Genomic DNA, 21,469 nt, shown 5'->3' with positions numbered 1-21,469 from the left:
CTCACAGCCCCACGATCGCGTTCCACCTCTTCGTGAACCCCTGCCGCTCCCGGGCCGTGATGTCCCGGGCGATGGCGAGCCGCTCCCGCATGGCGCCGTCCGGGAAGATCAACGGGTCCTCGGCGAGAGCCACGAGCTCCTCGTCGCCGGAGTCCGCGAGGACCTGCTGGGCGGCGGGCACCGGGCAGACGTAGTTGACCCAGGCGGCGAGCTCGGCCGCGACCTCGGGCTCGTAGTAGTAGTCGACGAGCTTCTCGGCGTTGGTCTTGTGGTGCGCGAGGTTGGGGATCATGAGGGACTCGGCCCACAGCTCGGCGCCCTCCTCGGGGACGACGAACTCGATGTCCGGGTTGTCGGCCTGGAGTTGGATGACATCGCCTGAGTACGCCTGACAGGCCAGCACATCGCCGGTCGACAGGTCCTTGATGTAGTCGTTGCCGGTGAAGCGGCGGATGTGCCGCTTCCTCACGAGACCCTCGACCTGCTCGCACAGGGCGTGGAAGTCGTCGCCGGTCCACCGGGTGACGTCGACGCCCCTGCCCATCATGAGCAGCGCGAAGGACTCGTCGAGCCCGGACAGCAGGGTGACCTTGCCGCGCAGGTCGTCGGCCCACAGCTCCTTGGTGGAGCGCAGTTCCCGGCCGAGCTTCCTGCGGTTGTACGCGATGCCGGTGATCCCGGACTGCCAGGGGACGCTGTGCAGCCGGCCCGGGTCGAAGGCGGGCGACCTCAGCTGCGGGTTGAGGTGTTCGGCGACGTGCGGCTGGGCGGCGCGGTCCATCTCCTGGACCCAGCCGAGGCGGACGAAGCGGGCGGCCATCCAGTCGCTGACGACGATCAGGTCGCGTCCGGTCTCCTGGTGGTTCATCAGGGACGGGCTGATCTTGCCGAAGAACTCGTCGTTGTCGTTGATCTCCTCGGTGTACCGGACGGAGATCCCGGTGCGCTTCCGGAAGGCGTCGAGGGTGGGGCGCTTCCTGGCGTCCTCGTCATCGGTGTCGATGTAGAGCGGCCAGTTGGCGAAGTCGAGCGTCCGGTCCCGGGCGGAGAGGTCGCGGCCCGCCCGGTCGCCCTCGTCGACGTACGCGGCGGGGACCCCGCAACCGGCGGCGAGCAGGGTCGCGGCCCCGGCACCGCCGATGCCGCGGAGCAGGGACCGGCGGGACATGGTGTTCCTGGCTGTCGCTCTCACCCGTGCAGCATCCCGGCCCGCCACCACCTGCGGCAATGGACGGTCCGTCGAGCGACACGGCGCGGCCCCGACACCCTGTCGACCGGGGTGCCGGGGCCGTGTGGCGCGTGCGGGCCGAGGATCAGCCGAGGGAGGTCATGACGTGCTTGATGCGCGTGTAGTCCTCGAAGCCGTAGGCGGAGAGGTCCTTGCCGTAGCCGGACTTCTTGTAGCCGCCGTGGGGCATCTCGGCGACCAGCGGGATGTGGGTGTTGATCCACACGCAGCCGAAGTCGAGCGCCTTGGACATGCGCATCGCGCGGGCGTGGTCCTTGGTCCAGACGGAGGAGGCGAGGGCGTACTCGACGCCGTTCGCGTACTCCAGCGCCTGGGCCTCGTCCGTGAAGGACTGGACGGTGATGACCGGGCCGAAGACCTCGTTCTGGACGATCTCGTCGTCCTGGTTGAGTCCGGAGACGACGGTCGGGGCGTAGAAGTAGCCCTTGTCACCGACGCGGTGACCGCCGGCCTCGACCTTGGCGTGGGCCGGGAGGCGGTCGATGAAGCCGGTGACCTGCTTCAGCTGGTTGGCGTTGTTGAGCGGGCCGTACAGCACGTCCTCGTCGTCCGGCTGGCCGGTCTTGGTCGCGGCGGCGGCCTTGGCGAGGGCGGCGACGAACTCGTCGTGGATGGACGAGTGGACGAGTACGCGGGTGGCGGCCGTACAGTCCTGGCCGGCGTTGAAGAAGCCGGCGACGGAGATGTCCTCGACGGCCTTGTCGATGTCGGTGTCCTCGAAGACGACGACCGGCGCCTTGCCGCCCAGCTCCAGGTGGACGCGCTTGACGTCCTTGGCCGCCGACTCGGCGACCTGCATGCCGGCGCGGACGGAGCCGGTGATGGAGGCCATGGCGGGGGTCGGGTGCTCGACCATCGCCTTGCCCGTCTCGCGGTCGCCGCAGACGACGTTGAAGACGCCCTTGGGGACGATCTGTCCGATGATCTCGGCCATCAGGACGGTCGACGCGGGGGTCGTGTCCGAGGGCTTGAGGACGACGGTGTTGCCCGCGGCGAGCGCCGGGGCGAACTTCCACACGGCCATCATCATCGGGTAGTTCCACGGCGCGACCTGGGCGCAGACGCCCACGGGCTCGCGGCGGACGATGGAGGTCATGCCCTCCATGTACTCGCCGGCCGAACGGCCTTCGAGCAGCCGGGCGGCACCCGCGAAGAAGCGGATCTGGTCCACCATCGGCGGGATCTCCTCGCTCGCGGTGAGGGCGACCGGCTTGCCGGTGTTCTCGACCTCGGCGGCGATCAGGTCCTCGGCGCGCTCCTCGAAGGCGTCCGCGATCTTGAGGAGTACCTTCTGGCGCTCGGACGGCGTGCTGTCACGCCAGGCGGGGAAGGCGGCCGCGGCGGCCTCCATGGCGGCGTCGACGTCGTCCTGGCCGGAGAGCGGGGAGGTGGCGTACACCTCGCCGGTCGCCGGGTTGACCACGTCGATGGTGCGGCCGTCGGCCGCGTCGCGGAACTCCCCGTTGATGTAGTTACGCAGCCGGCGCAGCTCGGTGGTCACTTGCCACCCCTCCTGTCACGTTCTGTCTTCGCACGTCCTTGTGCGGCGTCCCGATGGGCGAGACACCTCAGCCTAGTCGCTCGACTGACGCTTTCAACAGGCCCACCCCCCTCCAACTTCGGATTCCGCGAGATTCGAGCCCCTCGGCAACGAATTACATCGATCCGGGGTTGCAAGACTGACATTCTCGGTGCACAGTGAAGCCGTGGCCAGTCGAAGCGCAGACTCCAGAACCGGAACCGGTTCGTCCCCGACGATCGACGCCGTCTCCCTGGCGATCATCGAACAGCTCCAGGAGGACGGTCGCCGTCCCTACGCGGCGATCGGCAAGGCCGTAGGCCTCTCCGAAGCCGCCGTACGGCAGCGCGTCCAGAAGCTGCTCGATCAGGGCGTCATGCAGATCGTCGCCGTCACCGACCCGCTCACCGTGGGTTTCCGACGGCAGGCGATGGTCGGCATCAACGTCGAGGGGGACCTGGATCCGGTTGCGGAAGCCCTGACAGCCATGGCCGAATGCGAGTACGTGGTGATGACCGCGGGCTCCTTCGACCTCATGGTGGAAATCGTCTGCGAGGACGACGACCACCTGCTGGATGTGATCAACAGGCGCATCCGCACCCTCCCCGGCGTGCGCTCCACCGAGAGCTTCGTCTACCTCAAGCTCAAGAAGCAGACCTATATGTGGGGAACTCGATAATCGTGACCCAGTCCCGAAGTGACATGTCAAAGTCCGCGTACGACCACCTGTGGATGCACTTCACCCGCATGTCGTCGTACGAGAACTCGCCCGTTCCCACCATCGTGCGTGGTGAGGGCACCTACATCTTCGACGACAAGGGCAAGCGCTACCTCGACGGTCTCGCGGGTCTCTTCGTCGTCAACGCCGGACACGGCCGCGAGGAGCTGGCCGAGGTCGCGTACAAGCAGGCCAAGGAGCTCGCGTTCTTCCCCGTGTGGTCGTACGCGCACCCCAAGGCCGTCGAGCTCGCCGAGCGTCTCGCGGACTACGCCCCGGGCGACCTGAACAAGGTCTTCTTCACCACCGGTGGCGGAGAGGCCGTCGAGACCGCCTGGAAGCTGGCCAAGCAGTACTTCAAGCTGCAGGGCAAGCCCACCAAGTACAAGGTCATCTCGCGTGCGGTCGCCTACCACGGCACCCCGCAGGGCGCCCTGTCCATCACCGGCCTGCCGGCCCTGAAGGCCCCCTTCGAGCCGCTGGTCCCCGGCGCGCACAAGGTGCCGAACACCAACATCTACCGCGCCCCGATCTACGGCGACGACCCCGAGGCCTTCGGCCGCTGGGCCGCCGACCAGATCGAGCAGGAGATCCTCTTCGAGGGCGCCGACACCGTCGCCGCCGTCTTCCTGGAGCCGGTGCAGAACGCCGGCGGCTGCTTCCCGCCGCCGCCCGGCTACTTCCAGCGCGTCCGCGAGATCTGCGACCAGTACGACGTCCTGCTCGTCTCCGACGAGACGATCTGCGCCTTCGGCCGGCTCGGCACGATGTTCGCCTGTGACAAGTTCGGCTACGTGCCCGACATGATCACCTGCGCCAAGGGCATGACCTCGGGCTACTCCCCGATCGGCGCCTGCATCGTCTCCGACCGCATCGCGGAGCCCTTCTACAAGGGCGACAACACCTTCCTCCACGGCTACACCTTCGGTGGCCACCCGGTGTCGTCGGCGGTCGCGATCGCCAACCTCGACATCTTCGACAAGGAAGGCCTGAACCAGCACGTCCTCGACCAGGAGGGCAACTTCTTCAACACCCTGAAGAAGCTGCACGACCTCCCGATCGTCGGCGACGTCCGCGGCAACGGCTTCTTCTACGGCATCGAGCTCGTCAAGGACAAGGTCACCAAGGAGTCCTTCACGGACGAGGAGACCGAGCGCGTCCTGTACGGCTTCCTCTCCAAGGCGCTCTTCGAGAACGGCCTGTACTGCCGTGCCGACGACCGTGGCGACCCGGTCATCCAGCTGGCCCCGCCGCTCATCGCCGACCAGGGCACCTTCGACGAGATCGAAGGCATCCTGCGCTCGGTGCTGACCGAGGCGTGGACCAAGCTCTGATCGTCCCCGCCGCCGTCCCCGCCCTCACGGGAGACGGCGACGGACCCCACGCCACCCTCATGGCGTGACCCCGGCCCGGGTGTGCGGCCATCCGAGTGGATGGCCGCGCCCCGGGCCGTGTGCTGTCCGTACAAACGGATCTGAATCCTTACGGTGCCCAGTGACCGACAGGCCCGTCCCTTCGTTCCCCCGGACGGGGGAACTCAGATCGGATCCGACATCGAGGTGTACGCGATGGCCCCACCGGACAACGACGTGCTCTGGGCGCGTTCCCTGCACTGCGCCCTGGGCGGTTCGGACGCCCTCAGCGGCGTCTCCCTCGGCATCCGCGAGAGCGAGATCCTCGCCCTCGTCGGACCGCGCGGCAGCGGCAAGACCACCCTCATGCGCTGCCTGTCCGGCCAGCTCCTCGCCCAGCAGGGCGAAGTCTGGTTCAACAGCAGCCCCGTCCACACCCTCGGCCCCGCCGAACGCGAACGGCTCCGCCGCGACCGCTTCGGCTGGATCGACCCCGAGCCCGGACTCGTCCCCGAGCTCACCGGCTGGGAGAACACCGCCCTGCCCCTGCTGCTGCGCGGCGTCTCCCACCGGGCCGCGAAGACCGCCGCCCTGGAATGGCTGGAACGCCTCGACATCGGCGGCTGCGCCCGCAGTCGCCCGCACGCCCTCACCCACTCCCAGCGCCAGCGCATCGCCATCGCCCGCGCCCTGGTCACCACCCCGTCGGTGCTCTTCGCCGACGAACCCACCGCGACCCTGCACCGGGCCGACGGCGCACAGGTCCTGCGCACCCTGACGGCCGCCGCCCGCTCCCACGGCATCACCGTGCTCCTCGCCACCCACGACGCCGAGGTCGCGGCGTTCGCCGACCGCACGGTCGCCCTGCTCGACGGACGCCGGGTCGGCACCGTACCCCCGGCGTCAGGGGCGGAGGGCGTCGCCGCGTGCTCGCTCTCCGTCTAGCCCGCGGGGCCCACCCCCTCGTCCTCACGCGCCGGCTCCTCGTCGCCGCCGCGGCCGCGGGGGTGGGCTTCCTCCTGCTCTGCACCCTCGGTTACGCCGTCGGGCATCCCGACCGGTCCTCGGCGTCCGTCCTGCGACTCCTCTGGTGCGCCCTGCCGCTCGCCGCCACCGTCCAGTTCGCCGTCGCGGTGGCCCGCACCGACCCCAGCACCCGCCCGCGCCCCGGACTCTCGGCGATCGGCCTCGGCCCCGCCCGGCTCACCGCGATCGCCGCCGCCTCGACCGCCGTCGCCTGCACCCTCGGCTCCATGGTCGCGCTGCTGTTCTATCTGCACCTGCGCGGCGACATCACGGGACTGCCCTTCGACGGGGCCGCCGCCGAGCTCCTCGCCGCCGACCAGCCGATCCCGCTCGCCGCCGCCCTCACCCTGCTCGCCGTGCTCCCGGTCGCCGCCGCCACCGCCGCCGGCCTCGCCCTACGCCCCCGCACCGCGCCCGCCGAACCGCAGGGCGCGGAGAAGCCCGTGCCGTCCGGACTGCCGTGGGGCATCGCCCTGGTCGCGGTCGGCCTGGCGATCGAGACATACGCGGGCCGCAGCGGCGCCGCCGACGGACTCCCGCTGCCCGGCCGCTTCGACGGCAACCCGGCGGGCGTCCTGGCCGGCTGGGTCCTCACCGCCCTCGGCCTCGCCATGGCGGGCCCGGGCATCACCCACGGCTGCGGCCGGCTCCTCCAGGCCGTCCGGCCGGGCGCCGTCCGGCTGCTCGCCGGCCGCGTCCTGATGGACGAGTCGCGCCGTATCGGCCGCCCCCTCGGCGTGGTCAGCGCGGTGATCTCCGGAATCCTCGCCGCCGCGGCCCTGTACGACGCGGACACCGGCTCCGACGCCTTCGGCCCGCTCACCGGCCTCGGCGCGGCCCTCATCCTGGCCTGCACGACGGCCACCCTGCTGACCGCCGCGCTGGAATCGAAGCAGGGCCGCGCCCACACCACCGAGGCACTCCTCCGCATCGGCGCCCCGCCGACGGTGCTCCGCTCGGCGGCCCTGATGCGCGCGGGCGTCCTGCTCGCCGTCTTCCTCCCGCTGACCTGGCTGGTCGCGCGACTGGCGGCACTGCCGCTGACGGGCTGACACCGCGGCCCGCGGCCCGCGGGGGCGGCACCACCGGTGCCGCCCCTATCGTGGGCCCATGGCGACGCTTCCACCGGCACACCGGCCGCCCGGACCCCGCGGGCACGGGCGCGAGATCCACACGCTCGACGAGTTCGACGAGGCGCTCGCCCGGCCGGGCTCGCTCGCCGGACACCGGGTGCAGTCGGTCGACCTCACCGGCCGGACCTTCGCCCTCCTCACCGCGGTCACCACCGAAGCCGTCTTCCTCGGCTGCCCCATGGAGCCCGAGGCCGCGGCCAAGGTCCGCGCCGACGGGGCGCTCGTCTTCCCGCCCGTGCCCGACCTGCCCTTCGACCCGTACCGGGCCGCGCTCTACTCCCCCGGGGAACTGTTCGACGGGATCATGGACCAGGGATACGAGACGACGCCGGACGCCCTCGCCCACGAGTGGTTCGGCCGGACCACGGCCGACGGCGACATCCTCGCCTCGATGCTCCGCTCGATCCACGACGACGCCATCTCCGACGCCCTCGACGAACTCCTCGACGGCGCCCGGGTCGTCGGCGTCATGGGCGGGCACGCCATGGGCCGGGGCACGGAGGCGTACGCGGGCGCCGCCCGCCTCGGCCGATCGCTGGCGCGCGCCGGCCTCACCGTGGCGAGCGGCGGCGGCCCCGGCGCGATGGAGGCCGCGAACCTCGGCGCGTACCTGGCGCCGCTCCCCGACGAATCCCTGACCGAGGCCCTCACCCTGCTCGCCGACGTCCCGTCGTTCGAACCGTCGGTGACGGAGTGGGCCCGCGCGGCCTTCACGGTACGGGCCCGGCTGCCCCACGGCGGCGACTCGATCGGCATCCCCACCTGGTTCTACGGCCATGAGCCGCCGAACGCCTTCGCCGGCCACATCGGCAAGTACTTCGCCAACGCCACCCGGGAGGACGGCCTGCTCGCCCGCTGCACCGCGGGCGTCGTCTTCCTGCCGGGCGCGGCGGGCACGGTCCAGGAGATCTTCGACAACGCGACCCCGAACTACTACGGCTCGCGGGGCACCCCGACCCCGATGGTCCTGGTCGACCGCGCCCACTGGACCGAACACCTCCCGGCCTGGCCCCTCCTGAAGTCCCTCGCCGGAAACCGTCCGATGGCCGCCCGGATCGCACTGGTCGACTCGATCGACGAGGCCCCCGACGCCCTGGAACGCCTGACGAAGGAGTGACCCCGGCGCCTCCCGTCTCCCCCGCGCGGCGGAGCGGGACCCGACCACGGGCCGACGACCACCGGGGCCCTCCCCCGGGAGGCTCGGACCTTGACGCCGAAGAGACTCCTGGCCGACGGCCCGTCCCGGACCGACGGACCCCCCTGGGCCGACCGGCCCTCCTGGACGGGTCGCGCCGCCCTCCTCTGGTCACTCCTGTACGCGGCGGGCGCGGCCCTCGCCGCCCTCACCGGGCCCGCGTTCGGCTACGCGCTCCTCACCAAGGGGACGGGCACCGCCGCCGAGGCGACCGCGGCGGTGCTGTACGGGACCGCCGCCGTCCTCGCGTACGCACTGCTCCGCCGCCCGGCCGCGAGGTGGCTGTCCACGGCGGCGTGGGCGGTCGTCGCACTCTGCCTGACCTCGGGTTTCGCCGCCCTCCTCAGCCCCCTCCATCTGCTGTTCCTCCTGTCCCGCAACCAGCCGCCGATCGACTGGGCCGCTCTGGCGAACCAGGGTCTCGCCGTCCTCGGCGCGGTCCTCTGGGGCAACGCGGCCCTCGCCCACCGCCGAAGGGCGCGCGGCACCTGCCTCCACTGCGGCGGACGCGCCCCCGCCGCGTCGGCGCGGGAGAGCGGCACCCGGGCGGGCCCGGTCGCCGTCGCCGCCCTCGTCCCGTACGCCACGCTGAAGACGGCCTGGGCGCTCGGCGTGACCCCCGGATTCACCGGCACCGGCCGCCCCGGCGCCGACCCGGAGTACACGAGCGACCTGGGCCTCCGGCTGTACGACCACGGGGTCGACGTCACCGCGGTCCTCGCCGTCCTCGGCATGGTCCTCGCGCTCGCGCTGACCCGCCCCTGGGGGCGCCGGCTGCCCCGGCTGCCGCTGCTCGCGCTCGGCTGGGCCGGGGCGGGCGCGCTCGCACCGTTCGGGGCGTTCCTGGCCGCGACCGGCGTACTGGTCTGGACGGGGGCGGTCGACCTGGACCTCGCCGACCACGCCCCCTGGGTGTTCGCCGTCGCCTACGGCGGCTTCTCCTGCTACGGCCTGGCCCTGGGCCGCGCCACCCTCCTGTACCAGCGGGCGGCGCGCGGGGCCTGCGACCGCTGCCGGTGAGGCTCCCGGGTCACTTCCGCCAGTAGATGTGGTGCGTGACCGCACCGCCCGGGCTGGGCACGACGTCGCGGTGGAACCGGTCGAGCAGCTCGTCGGGCGACTCCCAGAGCCGTACCCCCGCGCCGAGCTTCACCGGCGCCACCGCGACGTGCAGGGCGTCGACCAGGCCGGCGTCGAGGAACTCCCGGATGACGGTGGCCCCGCCTCCGAGCCGGACGTCCTTGCCGTCCGCCGCCTCCTTCGCCCGCGCGAGAACGCTCGCCGGCTCGTCGTCGACGAAGTGGAACGTGGTGTCGGAGAGCGTGAACGACGGGCGCGGATGATGGGTCATGACGAACACCGGCGTGTGGAACGGAGGCTCGTCACCCCACCAGCCCTGCCACTCGTGGTCCTGCCAGGGTCCCCGCTGGGGCCCGAACTTGTTGCGGCCCATGATCTCGGCACCGATGTTGTGGGAGAAGTCCCGGGTGAAGTAGTCGTCGAGACCGCGGCTGCCACCGGGCTCGGTCCGGTTGGGCCAGCTCGCCGTGGCACCCGCCCAGGAGAACATGGCCCCGGGATCCGCGTGCCCGAAGGGATGTTCGAGGCTCTGCCCCTCACCGGTACCGAAACCGTCGGACGAGACCATGAAGTTCTGGACTCTGAGCAGCTGCTCGCCCATGACTTTCCTCCTGTGCGTGAGACAACGAGACGACGGAACACCACCAAGGAGACTCCCCCGGAGGGAAAAACTCATCGCACCCACCACGAGGCGCCGCTACGGCGTGTCGTCACCCAGCACGACCACGTCCTCCGCCCGGAAGGCCACCCCCACCTCGGCGCCCACTTCCGGCACCTCCCGCAGCGGAAGCTCGGCGTCCAGCACCGGCCCGTCCGCCGGACGGAGCCGTACCGCCACATGGCTGCCCCGGAAGGTCCGCGACTCCACCGTCCACGCCGGCCCCCCTTCCGCGGGCACCGGCCGCACCCCGCCCGGCCGGACGAGAAGCCGCCGCTCGCCCTGCGGCGAGTCCTCGGGCACCGGGACCTTCCCCCACACCGTGTCCGCGACGACCCCGGTCACCCGCGCCGCCACCACGTTGTCGAAGCCGAGGAAACGGGCCACGAACTCCGACGCCGGCCGCGACCACACCTCGACGGGCGCACCCGCCTGGGCGATGCGCCCGTCCCGCATGACCACCACCCGGTCGGCGAGCGCGAACGCCTCGCCCTGATCGTGGGTCACCGCGAGAACCGTCGTACCGAGCCGCCCGAAAAGCTGCCGCAGCTCCACCACCAGCCGCTCCCGCAGCCCCCGGTCGAGCTGGCCGAGAGGCTCGTCCAGCATCAGCAGCCGCGGCCGGGGCGCCAGCGCCCTGGCCAGCGCCACCCGCTGCTGCTCACCCCCGGAGAGCGCGGCGACGGACCGCGCCTGCGCCCCCGGCAGACCCACGAGGTCGAGCAGCTCCCGCACCCGCTCGGTCCGCTCGGCCTTCCCCTCACCCCGCATCCGCAGCCCGAAGGCGACATTGCCGCCGACGTCCCGCTGCGGGAACAGCTGATGGTCCTGGAACATCAGACCGACGCCCCGCCGGTGCACCGGCACCCCGCTCTGGTCGGCGCCGCCGAGCAGCACCCGCCCACTGTCGAGGACCTGGAGCCCGGCCACCGCCCGCAGCAGCGTCGACTTGCCGCTGCCGCTCGGCCCGAGCACACACACGATCTCGTGCTCCTCGACCTCCAGGTCCACGGCGTCCAGCACCGCCCGCTCCCCGAACCGCACGGTCGCCCCGTCGAGCCTCAGCATCAGAACTCCCCCGAGGTGCGCTCGGTCCGGAGCCGTTCGAGCAGCAGCAGGGACACCGCGCACACCACCATCAGAATCGTCGAGAGGGCCATCGCCTGGCCGTAGTTGAGTTCACCGGGCCGGCCCAGCAGCCGGGCCACCGCCACCGGCAGCGTCGGACTGTCGGGCCGGGCGATGAACACCGTCGCACCGAACTCGCCCAGTGAGACGGCGAACGCGAACCCGGCGGCGATCAGCAGCGCCCGCCGCACCAGCGGCAGATCCACCTCCCGCCAGGCCCGCCACGGCGACGCCCCGAGCACGGCCGCCGCCTCCCGCAGCCGCTCGTCCACCGCCCGCAGCACCGGCAGCATCGTCCGCACCACGAACGGCACACCCACCAGGGCCTGCGCGAGCGGTACGAGGATCCAGCTCGCCCGCAGATCGAACGGCGGCTCGTCGAGCGTGATGAGAAAACCGAAACCGACGGTCACCGCGGACACCCCGAGCGGCAGCATCAACAGCGCGTCGAAGCCCCGCACGAGCCGGCCCGCCCGCCGGGTCAGCGCCGCCGCCGCGAGCCCGCCGATGACCAGGGCGATCAGCGTGGCGACGACCGCGTACCGGAGCGAGTTGCCGATCGTGTCCAGCAGCGGAACGAGGAACGTGCCGGAGGGATCCGGGGTCTGCAGCGCCCGGTAGTAGTCGAGCCCGTACCCGTGGGAGGTGGCGAAGGACCGCTCGACGAGCACCCCGAGCGGCAGCACGATCAGCAGGGCGACGGACACCAGGACGACCGCGAACAGCGCCCACTGGCCGACGCCCCGGGGCCGGCGCGCGGTCTCCTCCGGCGCGACCAGCTTCAGCGCGGTCTCCCGCCGGCGCACGGTCCTGGCGTGCACGGCGAGTACGACGCCGACCGCGACGAACTGCACCATCGTGAGCACGGCGGCCGTCGTCAGATCGAAGCGGACGACGGTCTGCCGGTAGATCTCCGTCTCCAGGGTGGAGTACGTGGAACCGCCGAGGATCTGGACGACGGCGAAGGAACTCGCCGTGAACAGGAACACCATCAGCGCCGCCGCGGCCACGGACGGGGCGAGCGCCGGCAGGGTCACGGTCCGCCACGCCCTCCAACGGGACGCCCCGAGGACCCGGGCGGCCTCCTCCTGACGCGGATCGAGCTGCGCCCACAGCCCTCCGACGGTCCGGACCACCACGGCGTAGTTGAAGAACACATGGGCGATCAGGATCGCCCAGACCGTGTTGTCGAGCCGCACGCCCCACAGCCCGTCGAGGAGCCCGCCGCGCCCGACCAGCGCGAGGAAGGCCGTACCCACCATGACGGTCGGCATCACGAACGGGACGGTGACGACGGCCCGCAGCAGCCCCTTGCCGCGAAAGTCGAAGCGCGCGAAGACGAACGCCCCGGGCAGCGCGATCAGCAGCGTCAGCCCGGTGGAGGCGAGCGCCTGCCAGAACGTGAACCACAGGACGTCGAGGATCTCCGGCCGGCTCAGCGTCTCGCCGAACCGGCCGAACTGCCACGCCCCGTCGACCCGCAGCCCGCGCTCGACGATCGAGACGACGGGCCAGGCGAAGAAGAGCGCGAAGAAGACGACGGGCACGACCATCAGGCCGAGCCGCGCCGCGCTTCCCCCGCGGTCGGGGACTACTTCAGAACGAGCGACGACCACTGCTGGATCCACGGGTCACGCTTCTCTGCGATCTTCTCGGGCGCCATGGTCTCCGGCTTGTCGACGACCACACCGTGCTTGGTGAACAGCTCCGGCAGCGCCGCGTCCTTCGCCACCGGGTTGACGAACATCTGCAGCGGCATGTCCTCCTGGAACTTCTTCGAGATCAGGAAGTCGATCAGCGCCTTGCCGCCCTCGGGGTTCTTCGCCCCGTTCAGCAGGCCCGCGAACTCCGTCTGCCGGAAGCAGGTGCCCGTGGAGACCCCGGTGGGCGCCACCTTCGGCTGCGGCTCGCCGTACAGCACCTCCACCGGCGGGCTGGAGGCGTACGACACGACCAGCGGCCGGTCGCCCTTCGCCTGCTTGCCACCGGCCGAACCGGAGAACTCCTGGTTGTACGCCAGCTCCCAGCTGTCGACGGTCTTCACACCGTTCGCCCTGAGCTTCGTCCAGTACGCCTGCCAGCCGTCGTCGCCGTACTTCGCGGCCGTACCGAGCAGGAAGCCGAGACCCGGGGAGGACCGCTCCGGGTTCTCGACCACGAGCAGGTCCTTGTACGCGGGCTTCGCCAGGTCGTCGAAGGTCACCGGCGGCGCCAGCTTCTTGTCGGCGAAGTACTTCTTGTCGTAGTTGACGCAGATGTCACCCGAGTCGATCGGCGTGACCCGGTGCTCCTTGTCCAGCTGGTACGCGGCCGGGACCCGGTCCAGGCCCTTCGCCTCGTACGGCACGAAGATGCCGTTGTCGAGGGCGCGGGACAGCAGGGTGTTGTCGACACCGAAGAAGACATCGCCCTGCGGAGAGCCCTTGGTCAGGATCTCCTTGTTGACGGCCTCGCCCGCGTCGCCGCTCTTCAGGACCTTGACGGTGAAACCCGTCTGCTTCGTGAACGCGGCCAGCACCTCCTTGGAGGCGTTGAACGAGTCGTGACTCACGAGGGTCACGGTCTTCGGCGCGGGCGCGCCGGACTTGCCGGCCGCCTCACGGACGTCGTCCGTGCCGCAGGCGGCAAGGGTGGTGACGCCCAGCGCCGCGACGAGCGCGGCGGCGGCGGCCTTCTTGATGCTCACCGGATTGGTGCTCACTGAGATTCCTCCTGGGTATGACCAGGAAGAGACGCGGCCCTGCCCACGACCGGCGAACCGGGCGCGGGCAGGGCGCAACAGCTTGAGTTAACGACCGAACTTCCTACCCAGAATGACCTGGGCAAGGTTCAGAGGGTCTGCGGTCCTACGGTGACCGCACTCTCAGCGCTGTGGCGCTCCCCTGTCGGAATATGGAGATGTGTTCGAGCTCAGACTACAAGGTCAGCGCTCGGCGGCCGCCAGCTGTCCACAGGCACCGTCGATCTCCTGACCTCGGGTGTCCCGCACGGTCACCGGCACGCCATGGCGCGCGATGGCCTCCACGAAGGCCTTCTCGTCCTCCGGACGAGACGCCGTCCACTTCGAACCCGGCGTCGGGTTCAGCGGGATCAGGTTGACGTGCACCCGACGGCCCTTGAGCAGCCGGCCGAGCAGGTCACCCCGCCACGCCTGGTCGTTGATGTCCCGGATGAGGGCGTACTCGATGGAGATCCGGCGCCCGGACTTCTCCGCGTACTCCCAGGCCGCGTCGAGAACCTCACGCACCTTCCAGCGCGTGTTCACCGGCACCAGCGTGTCCCGCAGCTCGTCGTCGGGAGCGTGCAGCGAGACCGCGAGGCGGCACTTGAAGCCCTCGTCGGCGAACCGCAGCATCGCCGGCACCAGACCCACCGTGGACACGGTGATCCCGCGCTGCGAGAGCCCCAGACCGTCCGGCTCGGGGTCGGTCAGCCGACGGATCGAGCCGACGACCCGCTTGTAGTTCGCGAGCGGCTCCCCCATGCCCATGAACACGATGTTGGAGAGCCGCGCCGGTCCTCCGGGCACCTCCCCGTCCCGCAGGGACCGCATACCGTCCACGATCTGGTGCACGATCTCGGCGGTCGACAGGTTCCGGTCGAGCCCCGCCTGCCCCGTCGCGCAGAACGGGCAGTTCATCCCGCAGCCGGCCTGCGAGGAGATGCACATGGTCACCCGGTCCGGGTAGCGCATGAGCACCGACTCGACGAGCGTGCCGTCGTGCAGCCGCCACAGGGTCTTACGGGTGGTGTCGTCGTCGCACGAGATGTGCCGCACCACGGACATCAGATCGGGCAGCAGCTCCCCGGCCAGCTTCTCCCGCGAGGCGGCCGGAATGTCCGTCCACTCGGCGGGATCGTGCGCGTACCGCGCGAAGTAGTGGGTGGACAGCTGCTTGGCGCGGAAGGGCTTCTCGCCGATCGCGGCGACGGCCTCCTTCCGCTCGGCGGGCGTGAGGTCGGCCAGGTGCCGCGGCGGCTTCTTGGCTCCGCGGGGGGCGACGAAAGTGAGTTCTCCGGGCTTGGGCATGGTGCTACCAGTGTCGCAGACAGTTCCCGGTCCCCAGGGCTTCCGGCCCCCGGCCCTGATCGCCCCGGGGGCCCCGGGGCCGTCTCCGACGGCCCTCGCACGGCCCGCACCGGTCCGCTCTCACGTGATCAGGCTCACCGCGGGGCATCGAGCCCGCTCCCCTCCCGCCCACCCGCCCGCGAGGGACGAGCGCGGTGTCGTCAGCCCATCCATCCCCGTCCAGCCCTGACACGGAATCCCCCGCCCCGCCCGACCGACTACGCCGCGCGCCAGGCCCGGGCGCTCAGCCGGCCGGCTCTCACGGCGGAGGCTGCTGGAGCGTGCTCCTCGTTTGCCGCGCCTGCCGTGATTGGTTGACGCTCTCGATGACTCGTTCCGGCGGATTGATCTGGCGGAGGAGTTCCTCGTGCTCGGTGTTCAGAATGTCGAAAAGCCGAGAAACGGACTCCTTGGTCACCTCCAGCGCTCTCGCATCCTTTTCGGGTTCGGCAGAGAAGTGCAACTCGAGTAGGCTCAGTTCCCATTCGCTGATCTCTCGCCGAATTGCCACCCTCTGGGCGCGATACGTCCACCACCCCTCATGCCACCCCCAGAACAGCTTCAAGGCGGTGGAGAGGGAGATGGTCACGCTGACGGTCGCCAGGAGCCACGTCTTCGTCTGGGTCTCCTGGTAGATGAAGAGCAGGGGAAGTACGACACTGAGGCAGATTTCGACCGTTCCGAAAACGCGGAACCAGATTCCGGACGCCCGAGCCAGGAAGTTCGATCTGCTGTGATGCGTCGTCAGCAGTCGATGCACGACTTCCGAGCATTCCTTGAATTCGTCAGTGACTGTCTGGTGCCATATGTAGACAGGCTCGCGCCCTCTGAAAATGCCCATGGGTCCCCCTCGCTGCGGCGGCTAGATGCTAGCGCCCCCGCTCCCCGCTCGTCGGGCCGTCCGCACATCTCGCCATGCGGTGCCGCGACAGGGAGAACCGCCTCGCCTCGCGAGAGGTGGGTGTACGTGGAGGGTGCCGCCGGCAGCCGCTCGGCAGGCCGCGGGCATCGCCGTCTCAGCGTGCGGGCATCGCCGTCCTCAGGGTGCGGGGGAGCGGGGCTGGGTCCGGGGGATCCGGCGGGTGAAGAAGAGCGCCACGACGGACGCGCCGGCGAGGATCGCGAGGGCGGCCTTCAGGCCGTCGAGCCGGGCGGCCTCGTTCGCTTCCAGGGCCGCCTGCGTCACCTCCTCGCTGGTGCCCGCCTCGTCGAGGGCGGTCGTCAGCTGGGCGTCCGAGAGGAACGGGACACCGCTCTGCAGCTCGACGACGGCCTGGCTCTTGACCTCGGCCGGGATCGCCTCGTTCCGCTCCACGGCGCCCAGGAACGAGGAGGTGAGCGCGGCGATCATCAGCGAGCCCGCGAGCGCCGTGCCCATGGAGGAGCCGAGGTTGGTGACGGCGTTCTGGATGCCGCCGACCTCCGCGCTCTGCCGGTCAGGGACCGCGGACACCGTGACCGATCCGAGCTGGGACGCCAGTGCCCCCATGCCGAGCCCGATCAGCAGCAGCGGGACGGTGACGATCTCCGCTCCGGCCTCCGCGTCCAGCGCGGCCATCAGGATGACCGCGCCGGCGAGCAGCGCCACCACCCCGAGCCGTACCACCCGCCGCGGCGAGACGTCGGGGAGGAAGCGCGGGATCAGGACCGCGGCGGCCAGCAGCGTCAGCGAGAGCGGCAGGATCCGCGCGCCGGTCTGCAGGGCGGACAGGCCCAGGGCCACGGAGAGGTAGAGCGGGACGACGAAGAAGACGCCCATCTGCACGAGGTACTGGAAGAAGAACATCGTCAGCCCGCCGGTGAGCTGCTTGTTCTGCAGCATGGCCGGGTGGACGAGCGGCTCCCTGCCCCGCTTGACGAGCCGGGCCTCCCAGTGGAGGAACAGATAGATCAGAAGCAGTCCCGCCATCATCAGCCACACGGTCATCGACACCCCGAGCCATGCGGGCGCGTCGGACTTCGGCTGCACCCAGCCCCATTCGTCCGAGCGCAGCACGCCGTAGACGAAGACCCCGAGCCCGGCGGCGGACAGGACGGCGCCCACCAGATCGATGCGCGGGCGTTCCTCGTCGACGGTGTCGGTGATGCGGCGGGCGAACACCAGGATGACGAGTACCACCAGGACCTCGCCGGCGAAGACCCAGCGCCAGGAGAAGTAGGTCGTGGCGACACCGCCGATGAGCGGCCCGAGCCCGATGGCCACGGCGCCCGCCGCCGCCACGATGCCGTACGCCGCGGCACGGCGTTCGGTGGGGAAGTTGCCGGCCACCAGCGCCACGATCGACGGCAGGATGAGCGCCGCCCCGATGCCTTCGAGGAAGGACCAGCCGAGCAGCAGTACGGGAAGGTTCGGCGCGAGCGCGGTGGTCAGTGAGCCACAGCCGTAGATCACACAGCCGATCATGAACGCGCGCCTGCGGCCGATCAGCACCCCGACCTTGCCCCCGGGGATCATGAACATCGCCATGACCAGCGTGTAGGCGGTGATGGCTCCCTGGATCCCGGTCACCGTCGTGCCCACGTCGTCGGCCACGGTCGCGATCGCGACGTTCATGACGGAGCTGTCGAGGGCCATCAGGAACTGGCCCGCCGCGAGCGTCAGCAGGACGAGACGTGCCCCTGCGGGTGCGCCACCGGCGCCTACCTTGGGTGTCATGACCGCATTGTCCCCAGATCCGGTGCTTTCGGCTCGGCGATCGCGCGCATATGCGTCAGGGCCCGCCACCCCGAAGGGTGACGGGCCCTGACGGCTCACACCTACGGATCAGGCGGAACCGACGAAGATCACGAACAGCAGCCACACGACCGGCGCGGTCGGCAGCAGCGAATCCAGCCGGTCCATGATGCCGCCGTGGCCCGGCAGCAACGTGCCCATGTCCTTGATGCCCAGGTCACGCTTGATCATCGACTCACCCAGGTCGCCGAGCGTCGCACTCGCCGCCACCGCGAGACCCAGCAGCAGACCCTGCCACCAGATCCCGTCGTCGATCATGAACTGCATGCACAGCGCACCCGCCGCCATCGCGAAGGCCACCGCCCCGAACAGACCCTCGCGGGTCTTCCCCGGGCTGATCCTCGGCGCCAGCTTGTGCTTGCCGAAGCGCCAGCCGATCGCGTACGCCCCGGTGTCGCTGACCACCGTCAGCAGCAGGAACGTCAGCACCCGCCGCGGGCCGTCGTCGGCGGTGAGCATCATCGCGACGAACGTCGCCAGGAACGGCACGTAGAACGCCGCGAACACACCCGCCGTGACGTCCTTCAGATAGCCCTCGGGAGGCTCCGTCATCCGCCAGACGAGCACCGCGAGCGCCGTCAGCGCCATCGCCACCCAGGCACCCTCGGCACCCCGGACGTAACCGGCGACGACCATCGCCGCACCGCCGACCGCGAGCGGCACCAGCGGAGCCTTGATCGCCTTGCGCTCCTGGAGACGGGAGGTCAGCTCCCAGAGCCCGACCACCACGGCGACCGCGATCACCCCGACGAACGCCGGCTTCCAGATGAACAGCGACGCGATGATCACGGCACCGAGACCGACCCCGACCCCTATGGCCGCGCCCAGGTCACGCCCCGCGCTCTTCTTCTGCCGGGGCGCCGGCGGCGGAGGCGGGGTGGGGCTGGACATGGGCTCCTGCGGGTGCTCGTGCGGCGTCTCGTCACGGAACAGGGGACCGCTCGGGTGAGCGGCCCCCCGGCCGTGACCGTCCTGGAATCCGCCGGCGGGAACGTCGGGCACGATGGGCATGGGCCGAGTCTGCGCCGCCTGATGCCGATCGTATGCGGGACCCGCCGGGGCGGGCCCCTGGTCGGGTCCCCCACGGCCGGAACCGGCCGGGGCCCCCCAGGAAGAGTCGTTCATCAGACCTCGAGCAGCTCGGCTTCCTTGTGCTTCAGCAGCTCGTCCACCTGCGAGACGTACTTCGCGGTGGTGTCGTCGAGCTCCTTCTCGGCGCGGCGGCCCTCGTCCTCGCCGACCTCGCCGTCCTTGACGAGCTTGTCGATGGTCTCCTTGGCCTTGCGGCGGACCGAGCGGATCGAGATCTTCGAGTCCTCGGCCTTGCCCTTGGCGACCTTGATGTACTCCCGGCGGCGCTCCTCCGTCAGCTCGGGGAACACCACCCGGATGATGTTGCCGTCGTTGCTCGGGTTGACGCCGAGGTCCGAGTCACGGATCGCCTGCTCGATGTTGCGCAGCGCGCTCTTGTCGAACGGGGTCACCACTGCCATCCGAGGCTCCGGGACGGAGAAGGACGCCAGCTGGTTGATGGGGGTGATGGCACCGTAGTAGTCCGCCACGATCTTGTTGAACATCGCCGGGTGCGCACGGCCGGTGCGGATCGCGGCGAAGTCCTCCTTGGCGACCACGACGGCCTTCTCCATCTTCTCCTCGGCCTCGAGGAGGGTCTCTTCGATCACCACATGCTCCTGCGTGTCGTCGCGTTGTGTCCTGCACGGTGTACGACCGGCAGGGCTCTGTCCATCCCCTTGCGGGGCGGTTCCCCGGTTCGGGTCAGGCCCGGGTGCCCTGGTCGCTCACGAGCGTGCCGATCTTCTCACCCTTCACCGCGCGCGCGATATTGCCCTCGGTGAGCAGTTCGAAGACGAGGATCGGGAGGTTGTTGTCCCGGCACAGGGTGATGGCGGTGGCGTCGGCGACCTTGAGGTCGCGGGACAGCACCTCGCTGTACTCCAGTGCGTCGAACTTGACCGCGTCTGGGTTGGCCTTCGGGTCGGAGTCGTAGACGCCGTCCACGCCGTTCTTGCCCATCAGCAGGGCTTCGGCGTCGATCTCCAGTGCGCGCTGGGCGGCGGTGGTGTCCGTGGAGAAGTACGGCATGCCCATGCCCGCACCGAAGATGACCACACGGCCCTTCTCCAGGTGACGCACGGCGCGCAGCGGAATGTACGGCTCGGCGACCTGGCCCATGGTGATGGCGGTCTGGACGCGGGAGTCGATGCCCTCCTTCTCCAGGAAGTCCTGGAGGGCGAGGCAGTTCATCACGGTGCCGAGCATGCCCATGTAGTCGGAGCGGGCCCGGTCCATGCCGCGCTGCTGGAGCTCGGCGCCGCGGAAGAAGTTGCCGCCGCCGATCACCACCGCGATCTCCGAGCCGTCGCGGACGACGGCCGCGATCTCACGCGCGATGGCGTGCACGACGTTGGGGTCGACACCCAGGCCGGTACCGCCGGAGAAGGCTTCCCCGGACAGCTTCAGCATGTAGCGGCCGGCCTTGTTGCCGTTGTTGTCGCCCTGTACGGCGTCCTGGTTCATGGAGATCTCCTCGTGCACATACGAAGGAGGCCATTGCCTTGGGTCCTCGCGGTATCCCGTACGGCAATGGCCTCCTCGTCAGATCTGCGGTCGTCCTGCGCGTGCGCGGACGACTGCCTCAGACCCTACCGGGGTCCGGTGTCCGTCGCTGTTCGCGTACGGACTCAGATGCCGACCTTGATGCGGGTGAAGCGCTTCAGGGTGACACCGGCCTCGTCCAGGATCTGCTGGACGGACTTCTTGTTGTCAAGGGCGTACGGCTGACCGAGCAGCGTCGCGTCCTTGAAGAAGCCGTTCACGCGACCCTCGACGATCTTCGGGAGCGCGGCCTCGGGCTTGCCCTCGGCGCGGGTGGTCTCCTCGGCGACGCGACGCTCGGTCTCGACGACCTCGGCCGGAACGTCCTCACGGGTGAGGTACTTCGGCGCGAAGGCGGCGATGTGCTGCGCGATGCCCTTGGCGACGTCGGCGTCGGCCTTGTCGAACTCGACGAGGACACCGATCTGCGGCGGGAGGTCCGGCATCGTGCGGTGCATGTACGCGTAGACGAAGCCGTCCGTGTACTGCGCGAAGCGGTCCAGGACGATCTTCTCGCCGAGGTTGGCGTTGGCCTCGTCGACGTACGCCTGCACGGTCTTGCCGGCCTCGATCTCGGAGGCGAGCAGCGCGGCGAGGTCGGCCGGAGCGGTCGCGGCGACGTGCGCGGCGAGGGCGTTGGCGACGGCGCTGAACTTCTCACCCTTGGCGACGAAGTCCGTCTCGCACTTCAGCTCGACGAGGACACCGGAGGTGTTGTCGTCGGCGATGAGGGAGACCACGGCGCCGTTCTCGGCAGAGCGGCCCTCGCGCTTGGCGACGCCCTTCTGGCCCTTGATGCGCAGGGCCTCGACGGCCTTGTCGACGTCGCCGTCGGCCTCGTCCAGGGCCTTCTTGCAGTCCATCATGCCGGCGCCGGTGAGCTCGCGGAGCTTCTTGACGTCAGCGGCGGTGTAGTTCGCCATGAGTCTGTTTCTCTCTCGAAGTCTGAAAGATCGGGCGGGTCCACGGGTGGACGGCGGGGGCTTCGTGGG

At 70.5% G+C, this 21,469-nt stretch carries 19 protein-coding genes and 1 riboswitch; of the genes, 6 read left to right on the top strand and 13 right to left on the bottom strand.

Going from position 1 to position 21,469, the window contains the following annotated elements:
- Position 1 precedes the first annotated feature (1 nt).
- Positions 2–1,168, bottom strand: a complete 1,167-nt coding sequence (locus ACH4MY_RS14910; protein WP_398002520.1) for a PotD/PotF family extracellular solute-binding protein — start codon at positions 1,166–1,168, stop codon at positions 2–4.
- 145 nt (positions 1,169–1,313) lie between these two features.
- Positions 1,314–2,750, bottom strand: coding sequence for a gamma-aminobutyraldehyde dehydrogenase (locus ACH4MY_RS14905; protein ID WP_398002517.1), 1,437 nt, complete (start codon positions 2,748–2,750; stop codon positions 1,314–1,316).
- A 190-nt stretch (positions 2,751–2,940) separates the two neighbouring features.
- On the opposite strand from ACH4MY_RS14905, the gene ACH4MY_RS14900 reads away from it, so the two are divergent.
- The 6 genes from ACH4MY_RS14900 (at position 2,941) to ACH4MY_RS14875 (ending at position 9,212) form a co-directional block, all read left to right on the top strand.
- A complete protein-coding gene (locus ACH4MY_RS14900; RefSeq protein ID WP_398002514.1) occupies positions 2,941–3,447 on the top strand; it encodes an Lrp/AsnC family transcriptional regulator in 507 nt (168 codons plus the stop codon).
- Between the two features lie 2 nt (positions 3,448–3,449).
- On the top strand, positions 3,450–4,820 hold the full coding sequence (locus ACH4MY_RS14895; RefSeq protein ID WP_398002511.1) for an aspartate aminotransferase family protein: 1,371 nt from the start codon (positions 3,450–3,452) through the stop codon (positions 4,818–4,820).
- A 234-nt stretch (positions 4,821–5,054) separates the two neighbouring features.
- Complete coding sequence (locus ACH4MY_RS14890; protein WP_398002509.1) at positions 5,055–5,783, top strand: ABC transporter ATP-binding protein; 729 nt, start codon at positions 5,055–5,057, stop codon at positions 5,781–5,783.
- Positions 5,765–6,916 carry a hypothetical protein gene (locus tag ACH4MY_RS14885; RefSeq protein WP_398002506.1) on the top strand — a complete coding sequence of 384 codons (1,152 nt, stop codon included), beginning with the start codon at positions 5,765–5,767 and terminating at the stop codon, positions 6,914–6,916. Before ACH4MY_RS14890 ends, ACH4MY_RS14885 begins: the two co-directional genes overlap by 19 nt.
- A 58-nt stretch (positions 6,917–6,974) precedes the next feature.
- Positions 6,975–8,114, top strand: a complete 1,140-nt coding sequence (locus tag ACH4MY_RS14880) for an LOG family protein (protein WP_398002504.1) — start codon at positions 6,975–6,977, stop codon at positions 8,112–8,114.
- A 90-nt stretch (positions 8,115–8,204) separates the two neighbouring features.
- A complete protein-coding gene (locus tag ACH4MY_RS14875) occupies positions 8,205–9,212 on the top strand; it encodes a hypothetical protein (protein ID WP_398002501.1) in 1,008 nt (335 codons plus the stop codon).
- 10 nt (positions 9,213–9,222) lie between these two features.
- Here the strand turns inward: ACH4MY_RS14875 and ACH4MY_RS14870 are convergent, their stop codons facing one another.
- The 11 genes from ACH4MY_RS14870 to tsf all read right to left on the bottom strand — a co-directional run bounded on the left by ACH4MY_RS14870 (position 9,223) and on the right by tsf (position 21,400).
- The gene (locus ACH4MY_RS14870) at positions 9,223–9,873 is read right to left on the bottom strand and encodes a dihydrofolate reductase family protein (RefSeq protein ID WP_398002498.1); all 651 of its coding nucleotides are present in this window, start codon (positions 9,871–9,873) and stop codon (positions 9,223–9,225) included.
- 96 nt (positions 9,874–9,969) lie between these two features.
- Positions 9,970–10,998, bottom strand: a complete 1,029-nt coding sequence (locus tag ACH4MY_RS14865; RefSeq protein WP_398002495.1) for an ABC transporter ATP-binding protein — start codon at positions 10,996–10,998, stop codon at positions 9,970–9,972.
- Entirely contained in the window at positions 10,998–12,611 is a 1,614-nt protein-coding gene (locus ACH4MY_RS14860; protein ID WP_398002736.1) for an ABC transporter permease, read from the bottom strand. Before ACH4MY_RS14860 ends, ACH4MY_RS14865 begins: the two co-directional genes overlap by 1 nt.
- 38 nt (positions 12,612–12,649) lie before the next feature.
- Positions 12,650–13,744 (bottom strand): thiamine ABC transporter substrate binding subunit, encoded by a 1,095-nt coding sequence (locus tag ACH4MY_RS14855; RefSeq protein ID WP_398002733.1) that lies wholly within the window; start codon positions 13,742–13,744, stop codon positions 12,650–12,652.
- Between the two features lie 97 nt (positions 13,745–13,841).
- A riboswitch (TPP riboswitch) is annotated at positions 13,842–13,952 on the bottom strand.
- Between the two features lie 29 nt (positions 13,953–13,981).
- Positions 13,982–15,088 (bottom strand): 23S rRNA (adenine(2503)-C(2))-methyltransferase RlmN, encoded by a 1,107-nt coding sequence (gene rlmN, locus ACH4MY_RS14850; protein ID WP_030322331.1) that lies wholly within the window; start codon positions 15,086–15,088, stop codon positions 13,982–13,984.
- Positions 15,089–15,386: 298 nt separating this feature from the next.
- On the bottom strand, positions 15,387–15,968 hold the full coding sequence (locus tag ACH4MY_RS14845) for a hypothetical protein (protein WP_398002491.1): 582 nt from the start codon (positions 15,966–15,968) through the stop codon (positions 15,387–15,389).
- Between the two features lie 198 nt (positions 15,969–16,166).
- Positions 16,167–17,783 carry an MFS transporter gene (locus tag ACH4MY_RS14840; protein WP_398002490.1) on the bottom strand — a complete coding sequence of 539 codons (1,617 nt, stop codon included), beginning with the start codon at positions 17,781–17,783 and terminating at the stop codon, positions 16,167–16,169.
- A 108-nt stretch (positions 17,784–17,891) separates the two neighbouring features.
- Entirely contained in the window at positions 17,892–18,986 is a 1,095-nt protein-coding gene (locus ACH4MY_RS14835; RefSeq protein ID WP_398002487.1) for a phosphatidate cytidylyltransferase, read from the bottom strand.
- A complete protein-coding gene (gene frr / locus ACH4MY_RS14830) occupies positions 18,986–19,543 on the bottom strand; it encodes a ribosome recycling factor (protein ID WP_030322321.1) in 558 nt (185 codons plus the stop codon). The genes ACH4MY_RS14835 and frr overlap by 1 nt, the downstream gene beginning before the upstream one ends.
- 94 nt (positions 19,544–19,637) lie before the next feature.
- Complete coding sequence (gene pyrH / locus ACH4MY_RS14825) at positions 19,638–20,399, bottom strand: UMP kinase (RefSeq protein WP_398002484.1); 762 nt, start codon at positions 20,397–20,399, stop codon at positions 19,638–19,640.
- Positions 20,400–20,563: 164 nt separating this feature from the next.
- A complete protein-coding gene (gene tsf / locus ACH4MY_RS14820) occupies positions 20,564–21,400 on the bottom strand; it encodes a translation elongation factor Ts (protein ID WP_398002481.1) in 837 nt (278 codons plus the stop codon).
- Between the last annotated feature and the right edge of the window lie 69 nt (positions 21,401–21,469).

It is taken from the genome of Streptomyces sp. NPDC017246, from assembly GCF_044331325.1.
Taxonomy (GTDB): Bacteria; Actinomycetota; Actinomycetes; order Streptomycetales; family Streptomycetaceae; genus Streptomyces.
Note: the sequence above shows the minus strand (reverse complement) of the source record. Positions and strands in the feature narration are given on the sequence as shown.

Bases quoted from the DNA above. Each gene is read 5' to 3' on its own strand.
- ACH4MY_RS14870 (WP_398002498.1), bottom strand. From the start codon at position 9,873: ATGGGCGAGCAGCTGCTCAGAGTCCAGAACTTCATGGTCTCGTCCGAC.
- ACH4MY_RS14845 (WP_398002491.1), bottom strand. From the start codon at position 15,968: ATGGGCATTTTCAGAGGGCGCGAGCCTGTCTACATATGGCACCAGACA.
- ACH4MY_RS14835 (WP_398002487.1), bottom strand. From the start codon at position 18,986: ATGAACGACTCTTCCTGGGGGGCCCCGGCCGGTTCCGGCCGTGGGGGA.
- ACH4MY_RS14880 (WP_398002504.1), top strand. From the start codon at position 6,975: ATGGCGACGCTTCCACCGGCACACCGGCCGCCCGGACCCCGCGGGCAC.
- tsf (WP_398002481.1), bottom strand. From the start codon at position 21,400: ATGGCGAACTACACCGCCGCTGACGTCAAGAAGCTCCGCGAGCTCACC.
- ACH4MY_RS14840 (WP_398002490.1), bottom strand. From the start codon at position 17,783: ATGACACCCAAGGTAGGCGCCGGTGGCGCACCCGCAGGGGCACGTCTC.
- pyrH (WP_398002484.1), bottom strand. From the start codon at position 20,399: ATGAACCAGGACGCCGTACAGGGCGACAACAACGGCAACAAGGCCGGC.
- rlmN (WP_030322331.1), bottom strand. From the start codon at position 15,088: ATGCCCAAGCCCGGAGAACTCACTTTCGTCGCCCCCCGCGGAGCCAAG.
- ACH4MY_RS14865 (WP_398002495.1), bottom strand. From the start codon at position 10,998: ATGCTGAGGCTCGACGGGGCGACCGTGCGGTTCGGGGAGCGGGCGGTG.
- ACH4MY_RS14860 (WP_398002736.1), bottom strand. From the start codon at position 12,611: ATGGTCGTGCCCGTCGTCTTCTTCGCGCTCTTCTTCGCCTGGCCCGTC.
- ACH4MY_RS14910 (WP_398002520.1), bottom strand. From the start codon at position 1,168: ATGTCCCGCCGGTCCCTGCTCCGCGGCATCGGCGGTGCCGGGGCCGCG.
- ACH4MY_RS14890 (WP_398002509.1), top strand. From the start codon at position 5,055: ATGGCCCCACCGGACAACGACGTGCTCTGGGCGCGTTCCCTGCACTGC.